Annotated in this window: 9 protein-coding genes, 1 rRNA gene and 1 other annotated feature; of the genes, 6 read left to right on the plus strand and 4 right to left on the minus strand. The window is 53.3% G+C overall.

Annotated elements, in window-relative coordinates; all coding sequences use genetic code 11:
- Positions 1-7 precede the first annotated feature (7 nt).
- Both tyrA and EQV24_RS15590 read left to right on the plus strand, forming a co-directional pair.
- A complete protein-coding gene (tyrA, locus tag EQV24_RS15585) occupies positions 8-1,129 on the plus strand; it encodes a bifunctional chorismate mutase/prephenate dehydrogenase (RefSeq protein ID WP_013098342.1) in 1,122 nt (373 codons plus the stop codon).
- Positions 1,130-1,189: 60 nt separating this feature from the next.
- Positions 1,190-2,062, plus strand: a complete 873-nt coding sequence (locus EQV24_RS15590) for an SMP-30/gluconolactonase/LRE family protein (protein WP_130626773.1) — start codon at positions 1,190-1,192, stop codon at positions 2,060-2,062.
- Here EQV24_RS15590 and pheA read toward each other — a convergent pair.
- From pheA to bamD, 4 genes are all read right to left on the minus strand, one after another.
- Positions 2,059-3,219: a bifunctional chorismate mutase/prephenate dehydratase gene (gene pheA, locus EQV24_RS15595; protein WP_013098340.1), complete on the minus strand. Its 1,161-nt coding sequence runs from the start codon at positions 3,217-3,219 to the stop codon at positions 2,059-2,061. The genes EQV24_RS15590 and pheA overlap by 4 nt on opposite strands.
- 30 nt (positions 3,220-3,249) lie before the next feature.
- Positions 3,250-3,374 (minus strand) — a sequence feature (Phe leader region).
- On the minus strand, positions 3,326-3,373 hold the full coding sequence (gene pheL / locus EQV24_RS15600; protein ID WP_100249759.1) for a pheA operon leader peptide PheL: 48 nt from the start codon (positions 3,371-3,373) through the stop codon (positions 3,326-3,328). Its footprint overlaps the feature before it by 48 nt.
- Before the next feature lie 103 nt (positions 3,375-3,477).
- A complete protein-coding gene (gene raiA, locus EQV24_RS15605; RefSeq protein ID WP_008502470.1) occupies positions 3,478-3,819 on the minus strand; it encodes a ribosome-associated translation inhibitor RaiA in 342 nt (113 codons plus the stop codon).
- 268 nt (positions 3,820-4,087) lie between these two features.
- Positions 4,088-4,825 (minus strand): outer membrane protein assembly factor BamD, encoded by a 738-nt coding sequence (bamD, locus tag EQV24_RS15610; RefSeq protein ID WP_013098339.1) that lies wholly within the window; start codon positions 4,823-4,825, stop codon positions 4,088-4,090.
- Between the two features lie 131 nt (positions 4,826-4,956).
- Between bamD and rluD the strand changes: the two genes are divergently transcribed.
- From rluD to EQV24_RS15630, 4 genes are all read left to right on the plus strand, one after another.
- On the plus strand, positions 4,957-5,937 hold the full coding sequence (gene rluD, locus EQV24_RS15615; RefSeq protein WP_029882082.1) for a 23S rRNA pseudouridine(1911/1915/1917) synthase RluD: 981 nt from the start codon (positions 4,957-4,959) through the stop codon (positions 5,935-5,937).
- The gene (gene yfiH, locus EQV24_RS15620; protein WP_040023409.1) at positions 5,934-6,665 is read left to right on the plus strand and encodes a purine nucleoside phosphorylase YfiH; all 732 of its coding nucleotides are present in this window, start codon (positions 5,934-5,936) and stop codon (positions 6,663-6,665) included. Before rluD ends, yfiH begins: the two co-directional genes overlap by 4 nt.
- A gap of 129 nt (positions 6,666-6,794) precedes the next feature.
- The gene (gene clpB / locus EQV24_RS15625) at positions 6,795-9,368 is read left to right on the plus strand and encodes an ATP-dependent chaperone ClpB (RefSeq protein WP_013098336.1); all 2,574 of its coding nucleotides are present in this window, start codon (positions 6,795-6,797) and stop codon (positions 9,366-9,368) included.
- A gap of 429 nt (positions 9,369-9,797) precedes the next feature.
- Positions 9,798-10,105, plus strand: a 16S ribosomal RNA gene (locus EQV24_RS15630); the annotation flags it as partial.

The raw sequence follows: 10,105 nt of genomic DNA on the forward strand, positions 1-10,105 counted from the left end.
GTTAGGTATGGTTGCTGAATTGACCGCATTACGCGATCAAATTGATGAAGTGGATAAGGCGCTGCTGGATCTGTTAGCACGCCGTATGGCGCTGGTTGCCGAGGTGGGTGAGGTCAAAAGCAAATATGGCCTGCCGATTTACGTTCCGGAGCGCGAGGCCTCCATGCTGGCTTCCCGTCGTAAAGAGGCCCAGGCGCTGGGCGTCTCGCCGGATTTGATTGAAGATGTCTTGCGTCGTGTGATGCGGGAGTCCTACTCCAGCGAAAACGATAAAGGCTTCAAAACCCTTTGCCCGTCCCTGCGCCCGGTCGTTATTGTGGGCGGTGCGGGTCAGATGGGGCGGCTGTTTGAAAAAATGCTGACCCTGTCTGGCTATCAGGTGCGTATCCTGGAAAAAGAGGACTGGGCAAAAGCGCCGGAGCTGATGAAAGATGCCGGAATGGTCATTGTCAGCGTGCCGATTCACGTGACGGAGCAGATCATTGCGAAGCTTCCTCCGCTACCTGCAGATTGCATCCTGGTGGATTTAGCGTCCGTGAAAAATGGTCCGCTGCAGGCAATGCTGGCTGCGCACACGGGGCCGGTCCTGGGGCTACATCCTATGTTTGGCCCGGACAGCGGCAGCCTGGCGAAACAGGTGGTGGTCTACTGCGATGGTCGTCAGCCGGAAGCCTACCAGTGGTTCCTGGAACAGATTCAGGTTTGGGGCGCGCGGCTGCACCGCATCAGCGCGGTTGAACACGATCAGAACATGGCGTTCATCCAGGCGCTGCGCCACTTTGCGACCTTTGCCTATGGGCTGCATCTGGCGGAAGAGAATGTGCAGCTTGAGCAGTTATTGGCACTCTCTTCGCCTATCTATCGTCTGGAGCTGGCGATGGTAGGGCGTCTGTTTGCTCAGGATCCCCAGCTTTACGCCGACATTATTATGTCGTCTGAGAACAACCTGGCACTAATTAAGCGTTACTACCAGCGATTTGGCGAAGCCATTACGCTGCTGGAGCACGGAGACAAGCAGGCGTTTATCGACAGCTTCCGTAAGGTCGAACACTGGTTTGGCGATTACGCGCAACGTTTCCAGAGCGAGAGCCGCACGCTGTTGCGTCAGGCAAATGACAGTCGCCAGTAATGCGATGATGTATATACTGAAAGCCAGCATTGCTGGCTTTTTTCATTTTGGGGAACTGTCATGGCCGAACCGCAGCTGCTGTTGAACTACACCGGGCATCTGCCCGAATGCCCGACGTGGAGTGCAGAGGAAAATGCGCTCTACTGGGCGGATATTCTTGAAGGTGAGATCCACCGTTATCATTTACCCACGGCGGAACACACCGTGCTCTCTTTCCACGAAGAGGTGGGGTGTTTCGCCCTGCGCGAACGCGGCGGCTTTATCGTCGCGATGCGAAGCGGCATCTGGCTTTCCGATAAACACGGTCTGCTGCAGCGCAAAGTCTGTGATAACCCGTCGAATCCGCAGCTTGCGCGTTTCAATGATGGGGGAACCGATCACCGGGGCCAGTTCTACGCCGGGACCTTCTGGGCACCGGGTGATTACAACGGGGCGCTGCTGATGCGCATTGATAACGATCTGACGCCAAAAGTTATCCAGTGCGACATTCATGGCCACAATGGTCTGGCATTCAGCCCCGACCAGCGGTGGATGTTTACTTCTGATACGCCAAACGGCGTTATCTACCGTACCCCACTGGATGAGCAGGGGGAACCCAGTAAAAGGGAGATATTCCGCCGGTTCAACGACGGCGAAGGGATACCTGACGGTGCCGCGATGGACGTGGAAGGCTGTTACTGGAGTGCGCTGTTTGATGGCTGGCGCATCGCGCGCTTTTCACCTCAGGGAGAGCAACTGGAAGAGTACCGTATGCCGGTCCGTTGCCCAACGATGGTCTGCTTTGGCGGTGACGATATGAAAACGCTGTTTATCACGACCACGCGGGAAAATATGGATGCGCAGGAGGTGGCGCAATATCCCCTTTCCGGCGCTATCTTCACCCTGCCGGTCAGTGTGGCAGGGATGAAGAAAAGCCGGTTTATCGAACGTTAGCTTGGGTCAACCGGTACCACGTTTTCGCTCGGATAACAGCCCAGCACCTTCATTGAACGGGTGATTTCGCTCAGTTCACGCAGGGCTTTCTGCATGGACGGTGATTCCAGGTTGGCCTGAATGTCGAGATAGAACATCTCTTCCCACGGATTGCCGTGAATCGGGCGCGATTCGAGTCGGGTCATGATCAGATTGTGGTTACGCAGTACCAGCAGCGCTTCAACCAGTGCGCCTGCCTGCTGCCCGGTTGCCATCAACAGGGTGGTTTTGGCGGGCACCTGATCAGAGACATTAATGGCTTTGCGTGCCAGCACGATGAAGCGGGTAATGTTTTGCGTCTGGTTTGCCAGGTTACGTTCCAGAACCTGGAGACCATACAGCGCACCGCCCGCCTCGCTGCCCAGCGCCGCGACGGTGGGGGAGTTTGCCTGGGCGACTTTTTCCATCGCCGCGGAGGTGCTTTCGGTGTACTCAATTTTCCAGTTCGGATAACGGTTCAGGAACTGACTGCACTGCTGGAACGGCTGCGGATGGCTGTAGACCGTCTCGATGGTGCTCAAATCGGTTGAGCCAGAGACCAGCACGCAGTGATCGATAGGAATTGTCAGCTCCCCAACCAGCGACAGGCTGGTGTGTTGCAGCAAATCGTACACGTCGTTGATGGCACCGGAACTGGTGTTCTCAATCGGCACGACGGCGTAATCCGCCTGGCCGGTTTCCACCTGATTGAAAATATCGGCGAACTTTGCGCAGCCGCTCTCAATGAACTCTTCAAAATGACGTGCAGCGTACTGGCGGGCAGCCAGATGGGAGTAGGAGCCCTTAGGGCCAAGAAACGCGATGCGGGCAGAGTGCGGGTTGGTTTTATTCAGATGCTGCTGCAACAGCGCTTGCTGGGTCAGAACAGAGTCTTCGATGATGAGCTGGAACAAACGGGTGATGTAATGTGCGTCAAGGTGATGGGCTTTGCCGAGTTGAATCAGACGTTCCAGCAGGTCGCGTTCGCGGTCGATATCACGTACCGGACGGTGGGAGTCCAGTTTGGCTTTACCCACTTCGATGGCGAGCGCGCGGCGTTCAGCCAGAAGTGCCAGTAATTTTTCATCCAGCGCGCTGATTTTTACTCGCAGATCCAGTAACGGGTTTTCCGGTGTCATAGTGTTGTCTGTCTCGTTTTATCGTTATCAATAAAAAAGGCCCCCGGTGTGGGAGGCCTTGTTGTTCGTCTTCGCATTCTTTATCACACGACGAAACGCCTCCCGTTCAGGGGAAGGTAAAAAAGAATGCGAAGAAAAACGGCGTCAGTTTCATGAAATCATCCTGTGGTTGATAACGTTAAAGTACCCGTACTGTTTTCACCCTGTCAATAAAAAACGCGCCCGAAGGCGCGTTGGCGGTAAACTCAATTTAAAGGATTACTCTTCTTCAACTTCTTCCGCGAAGCTGGCGTCTTTCACCGAGGTCGTGGCGCGACGGGCTTCACCTTTGTGCTGCACTTTATTGAGCTGCCGTTCCAGCTTGTTGATCAAATCGTTAATAGCGGTGTACATATCCTCGTGTTTTGCGCTGGCGACCAGATGGCCGTTTGGAGTATTGATAGTTGCGTCAGCGATGAACCCCTGCGGCTCTTTAGACAGGATGATATGTGGATTAATCAAGTGTGTTTGCCATTTATCCAGTTTGGCGAGACGGTCTGCGACGTGCTGGCGAATTGCCGGGGTAATTTCCATTTGTTTGCTGGTAATGTTCATTGTCATAAATTTTACCTCTTGTCTTTCCGTCTTGGTGATTCCAGCATACCTGTCCTAATGTCAAAATGTGTGATTTAGATCACGTTATTTTGTCGGTTTTTGTCAGGGAATCTTTTTTGTGAGGCAGGGCAGGAAGAGGTGAGATTTACCTTGTCGAAGGCAAAAATTGCGGTCATAGTTGATAGGATGTGTTGAAGCTAAACCGCTTCAGCTTTGTCTGAATTGAATAAAAAAACGGCAGCCCGCGGGCTGCCGTTTTGCTTTGACGTCGCTATCAGGTGTTGCTGCTGTTCGCGGCGATGATTTTTGCTACCTTGTCTGCCTGTGCGGTCATCTGCATCTGGCGGTAAGCATTCTCCATCAGCTTCAGGCCGTCGCGGGTCGCCTGCGTATCCGGATAATCACGCAGCATTCCTTCTACACGGTTAACCACGGCAACCCATGCGCCACGGCGGGTGTAGTATTCAGCAACCGAGTATTCGTATTTCGCCAGACGGTCTTTCAGGAACACCAGACGTTTGGTGGCGTCGGTCACGTACTGGCTGTTCGGATAGCCGCGCACCAGTTTGGAAAAGTCGTTGAACGCATCACGCGCATGCTGCGGGTCACGGTCGGAGCGATCCACACCGAAGAAGCCCTGCAGGGCACTGTCATCCAGCGCCATGTTGGTCAGACCGCGCATGTACATTACATAGTCGATGTTAGGATGAGTCGGGTTCAGACGCATGAAACGATCGATGGTTGCCTGAGCCAGCGGCAGATCGGCATTTTTATAGTATGCGTAGATGAGATCTAACTGTACCTGCTGCGAATACGGACCAAATGGATAGCGATTATCCAACGCTTCCAGTTGCGTTATCGCCTGTTTCCAGTTACCGTCCTGCAACTTTTGTTGTGCAGTCGCATAGATTTCATTCGGCGGATTGTCAGGGACCTGTTCATTTGAACCGGAGCAGCCCACCAAAGCCAGGCTCAACGTGGCCGCTGCCACCAGATATTTCATGCGCGTCATGACGTTTTGACTTTCCTCAAATGTTTGTCCGGGAGAAACTCTGTTCCTGCTCCCGATTAAGACCAGCTACAATAGCACACTATATTAAACGGCAAAGCCGTAAAACCCAACGTTAAACGAAGAAGCAGTTTATGGCACAACGAGTAGAACTCACCGCAACAGTCTCCGAAAATCAGCTCGGTCAACGCTTAGATCAAGCTTTGGCCGAATTGTTCCCTGATTATTCGCGTTCACGCATAAAAGAATGGATTCTTGACCAGCGCGTGCTGGTAAACGGTAAAGTCTGGGACAAACCGAAAGAGAAAGTGTTAGGTGGGGAAGCTGTCGCCATCAATGCTGAAATCGAAGAGGAAATCCGCTTCGAGCCACAGGATATCCCACTGGACATCGTCTATGAAGATGATGACATTCTGGTGATTAACAAGCCGCGCGACCTGGTTGTTCATCCGGGAGCGGGGAATCCTGACGGTACGGTACTTAACGCACTGCTCCATTATTATCCGCCGATTGCTGATGTGCCGCGTGCCGGTATCGTGCATCGTCTGGATAAAGACACCACCGGTCTGATGGTGGTGGCAAAGACCGTACCTGCCCAGACTCGCCTGGTGGAATCACTGCAGCTGCGTGAGATCACCCGCGAATATGAAGCCGTGGCTATTGGCCATATGACTGCTGGCGGTACGGTTGATGAGCCGATCAGCCGTCACCCTACCAAACGTACTCATATGTCGGTGCATCCGATGGGTAAACCGGCGGTAACGCACTATCGCATTATGGAACATTTCCGCATTCATACGCGTCTGCGTCTGCGTCTGGAGACCGGTCGTACCCACCAGATCCGCGTTCATATGGCGCACATCACCCATCCGCTGGTGGGGGATCAGGTTTACGGTGGTCGTCCGCGTCCGCCAAAAGGGGCATCGGACGAGTTCATTAGCGTACTGCGCAAGTTTGATCGTCAGGCGCTGCACGCCACCATGCTGCGCCTTTATCACCCTATTTCAGGGATTCAAATGGAATGGCATGCGCCGATCCCGCAGGATATGGTGGAGCTTATTGACGCCATGCGCGCGGATTTTGAAGAACACAAAGATCAAGTGGACTGGTTATGACCAAACTGATTGTTCCGGAATGGCCACTGCCTGAAGGTGTGGCTGCCTGCAGTTCAACCCGCGTTGGCGGGGTAAGTCAGGGGGCGTGGGCGTCTTTGAACCTTGGCGCACACTGCGGCGACAACCTGGAACACGTTGAAGAAAACCGCTCGCGGCTGTTTGCTGCGGGCAACTTACCGTCTAAACCGGTGTGGCTTGAGCAGGTTCACGGTAAAACCGTGCTGAAGTTGACGGGAGAACCCTACGCGTCTAAACGTGCCGATGCCTCCTACAGCGATACGCCGGGAACAGTATGCGCGGTGATGACAGCCGATTGCCTGCCGGTGCTGTTTTGTAACCGTGCGGGTACCGAGGTTGCGGCTGCTCATGCGGGCTGGCGTGGTCTGTGTGAAGGCGTGCTGGAAGAAACCGTCGCCTGCTTCAAAGACGATCCTGCAAATATCATTGCCTGGCTTGGCCCGGCAATTGGTCCTCAGGCATTCGAGGTGGGCCCAGAGGTTCGTGAAGCGTTTATGGCAAAAGATCCGCAAGCCGTTAACGCTTTCGAACCCGTGGGGGAAAAATATCTGGCCGATATTTATCAGCTTGCACGTCAGCGTCTGAATAATGTCAAGGTGACGCAGATCTTCGGCGGTGACCGCTGTACGTTCACCGAAAAGGGTGATTTCTTCTCTTATCGCCGCGACAAGACGACGGGGCGTATGGCAAGTTTTATTTGGCTGATATAACCTAAAGAATCAAGACGATCCGGCACGTGCCGTTTTCTTTTCACATAATTCAGGTCATTAACCTTGAATAATTGAGGGATGACCTCATTTAATCTCCAGTAGCAAATTTGACCTGTTATGGGAGGAGTTATGCGTCTGGATCGTCTTACTAATAAATTCCAGCTTGCTCTCGCCGATGCCCAGTCCCTTGCACTGGGGCACGACAACCAATTCATCGAACCTCTTCATTTAATGAGCGCCTTGCTGAATCAGGAAGGGGGATCGGTACGTCCATTATTAACGTCTGCTGGCATTAATGCTGGCCAGTTACGCACTGCCATCGATCAGGCGCTGAGCCGTTTACCGCAGGTAGAAGGTACCGGCGGCGACGTTCAGCCGTCCCAGGATCTGGTGCGGGTGCTGAACCTTTGCGACAAGCTGGCGCAAAAACGTGGGGACAACTTTATTTCGTCGGAACTGTTTGTTCTGGCGGCGCTTGAATCACGCGGTACCCTGACCGACCTGCTGAAAACTGCCGGCGCAACCACGGCCAATGTGACTCAGGCGATTGAGAAAATGCGTGGGGGTGAAAGCGTGAACGATCAGGGAGCCGAAGACCAACGTCAGGCTTTGAAAAAATTTACGGTCGATCTGACCGAGCGTGCTGAGCAGGGTAAACTTGACCCGGTGATCGGCCGTGATGAAGAAATTCGCCGTACTATTCAGGTTCTGCAGCGCCGTACCAAAAACAACCCGGTGCTGATTGGTGAACCGGGTGTTGGTAAAACCGCCATCGTTGAAGGACTGGCGCAGCGTATTGTAAACGGTGAAGTACCGGAAGGGCTGAAAGGCCGCCGTGTACTGGCGCTGGATATGGGGGCGCTGGTGGCCGGGGCGAAGTATCGCGGTGAATTCGAAGAGCGTCTGAAAGGCGTGCTTAACGATCTGGCTAAACAGGAAGGCAATGTCATTCTGTTTATCGATGAGTTGCACACCATGGTCGGTGCCGGTAAAGCAGACGGCGCGATGGATGCCGGGAACATGCTGAAACCTGCACTGGCACGCGGTGAACTTCACTGTGTGGGTGCCACGACGCTGGACGAGTACCGTCAGTACATTGAAAAAGATGCTGCGCTTGAACGTCGTTTCCAGAAGGTGTTTGTCGCGGAACCAAGCGTGGAAGATACCATCGCGATCCTGCGTGGTCTGAAAGAACGTTATGAGCTGCACCACCATGTGCAGATCACTGACCCGGCGATTGTTGCGGCAGCGACGCTTTCGCATCGTTATATCGCCGACCGTCAGTTACCGGATAAAGCGATCGACCTTATCGATGAGGCCGCATCCAGTATTCGTATGCAGATAGACTCGAAACCGGAAGAGTTGGACAGACTCGACCGTCGTATCATTCAGCTCAAACTGGAACAGCAGGCACTCAAGAAAGAGTCTGATGAAGCCAGTAAAAAACGCCTCGATATGCTCAATGAGGAACTGGACGATAAAGAGCGCCAGTATTCTGAGTTAGAAGAAGAGTGGAAGGCAGAGAAAGCGTCACTCTCTGGCACTCAGACCATTAAGGCTGAACTCGAACAGGCAAAAATTGCCATTGAGCAGGCGCGTCGTGTGGGTGACCTGGCGCGAATGTCAGAGTTGCAGTACGGCAAAATCCCTGAGCTGGAGAAACAGCTTGAGATTGCGACGCAGTCTGAAGGCAAAACGATGCGTCTGTTACGTAACAAAGTAACGGATGCGGAAATTGCTGAGGTGCTGGCGCGCTGGACCGGTATTCCGGTAGCACGCATGATGGAAAGCGAACGCGATAAACTGCTGCGCATGGAGCAGGATCTGCATCAGCGCGTGATTGGCCAGGACGAGGCGGTTGAAGCGGTTTCCAACGCCATCCGTCGTAGCCGCGCCGGATTGTCTGATCCTAATCGTCCGATTGGTTCGTTCCTGTTCCTGGGGCCAACCGGTGTCGGTAAAACCGAGCTGTGTAAAGCGCTGGCTAACTTTATGTTCGACAGCGATGACGCGATGGTGCGTATCGATATGTCCGAGTTTATGGAGAAACACTCCGTTTCACGTCTGGTGGGTGCGCCTCCGGGATATGTCGGTTATGAAGAGGGCGGTTACCTGACTGAAGCGGTACGCCGTCGTCCTTATTCCGTCATCCTGCTGGACGAAGTGGAAAAAGCGCACCCGGATGTGTTCAACATTCTGCTGCAGGTCCTGGATGATGGTCGTCTGACCGACGGGCAGGGGAGAACGGTGGATTTCCGTAATACGGTCGTGATCATGACATCGAACCTGGGTTCCGATTTGATTCAGGAACGTTTCGGTGAACTGGATTACAGCCATATGAAGGATCTGGTTCTGGGTGTGGTTAGCCATAACTTCCGTCCGGAGTTCATCAACCGTATCGATGAAGTGGTGGTATTCCATCCTCTGGGTGAGAAACACATTGCGTCGATTGCACAGATCCAGCTGCAGCGTCTGTACAAACGTCTGGAAGAGCGTGGATATGAAATTCACATCTCTGACGATGCGCTGAAACTGCTGAGCGAAAATGGTTACGATCCGGTTTACGGGGCACGTCCGTTGAAACGTGCTATCCAGCAGCAGATCGAAAACCCGCTGGCGCAGCAGATACTGTCAGGCGAACTGGTTCCGGGCAAAGTTATCCGTCTGGAAGCCAACGACGACCGAATTGTGGCAGTGCAGTAAGTCACAAAACGCAAAAACGAGCCGCTTGCGGCTCGTTTTTGTTTAAAAACCAGGCCAGAATTGAGGACTGGGATGTAATTTGCCTGGAAAGTGAGCAGTCAGTAAATAATTTTCACTTTATCCTTGCAGCTCCAGAATTACTCCCTATAATGCGCCTCCACTGACACGGAACAACGGCACACACGCCGCCGGGTCAGCAGAGAAAAGCAAATTAAACGCTTGACTCTGAAGCGGGAAAGCGTAATATGCACACCCCGCGCCGCAGCGAAAACGAAGCGGCACTGCTCTTTAACAATTTATCAGACAATCTGTGTGGGCACTCAAGGTGACATGGATTCTTAACGTCCTCGGACGAAAAATGAATACCAAGTCTCAACGAGTGAACACGTAATTCATTACGAAGTTTAATTCATTGAGCATCAAACTTTTAAATTGAAGAGTTTGATCATGGCTCAGATTGAACGCTGGCGGCAGGCCTAACACATGCAAGTCGAACGGTAGCACAGAGAGCTTGCTCTCGGGTGACGAGTGGCGGACGGGTGAGTAATGTCTGGGAAACTGCCTGATGGAGGGGGATAACTACTGGAAACGGTAGCTAATACCGCATAATGTCGCAAGACCAAAGAGGGGGACCTTCGGGCCTCTTGCCATCAGATGTGCCCAGATGGGATTAGCTAGTAGGTGGGGTAACGGCTCACCTAGGCGACGATCCCTAGCTGGTCTGAGAGGATGACCAG

Origin of the sequence: Enterobacter sp. A8, from assembly GCF_004296595.1 — a bacterium.
GTDB lineage: Bacteria > Pseudomonadota > Gammaproteobacteria > Enterobacterales > Enterobacteriaceae > Enterobacter > Enterobacter cloacae.

Excerpts from the sequence above, each read along its gene's own strand:
- rluD (WP_029882082.1), top strand. The coding sequence starts at position 4,957 with ATGGCACAACGAGTAGAACTCACCGCAACAGTCTCCGAAAATCAGCTC.
- raiA (WP_008502470.1), bottom strand. The coding sequence starts at position 3,819 with ATGACAATGAACATTACCAGCAAACAAATGGAAATTACCCCGGCAATT.
- tyrA (WP_013098342.1), top strand. The coding sequence starts at position 8 with ATGGTTGCTGAATTGACCGCATTACGCGATCAAATTGATGAAGTGGAT.
- clpB (WP_013098336.1), top strand. The coding sequence starts at position 6,795 with ATGCGTCTGGATCGTCTTACTAATAAATTCCAGCTTGCTCTCGCCGAT.
- yfiH (WP_040023409.1), top strand. The coding sequence starts at position 5,934 with ATGACCAAACTGATTGTTCCGGAATGGCCACTGCCTGAAGGTGTGGCT.
- EQV24_RS15590 (WP_130626773.1), top strand. The coding sequence starts at position 1,190 with ATGGCCGAACCGCAGCTGCTGTTGAACTACACCGGGCATCTGCCCGAA.
- bamD (WP_013098339.1), bottom strand. The coding sequence starts at position 4,825 with ATGACGCGCATGAAATATCTGGTGGCAGCGGCCACGTTGAGCCTGGCT.
- pheA (WP_013098340.1), bottom strand. The coding sequence starts at position 3,219 with ATGACACCGGAAAACCCGTTACTGGATCTGCGAGTAAAAATCAGCGCG.